Origin of the sequence: Psychrobacter sp. TB20-MNA-CIBAN-0197, from assembly GCF_040309765.1 — a bacterium.
GTDB lineage: Bacteria > Pseudomonadota > Gammaproteobacteria > Pseudomonadales > Moraxellaceae > Psychrobacter > Psychrobacter submarinus.
Map to the genome: position 1 here is coordinate 1 of NZ_JBEOPC010000402.1, position 281 is coordinate 281.

The window sequence follows — 281 nt, forward strand, 5'->3', positions numbered from 1 at the left end:
GTGTTATTACCGCGCTGTAAATCAACGGCATAATAATCAAACGCAGTTACATTTTGTTTTTCTTGCTCAGCAGTTTTACCGATTTTCTCTTCTGATACGGCTGTACCGTTGGCATATAGCGTAAAATTGCTACCCAGTGGCGCTTGTATTTGTACCATTTGCTTATAAGGACTGAGCTGCTGGCCTTCACTTAGATTAATAAAAGCGACGTCATTAGTAGCGACTTCTTTTAGATACTCTTCTAATTCTTTTTCTACTGGGGGTGCTACTGTGGTTATAGC

The 281-nt window shown here is 40.2% G+C and carries 1 protein-coding gene; it reads right to left on the bottom strand.

Annotated elements, in window-relative coordinates:
- Positions 1-281 (bottom strand): hypothetical protein (locus AAEY83_RS14225; RefSeq protein WP_351059838.1); only part of this gene is annotated, 281 nt, incomplete at both ends.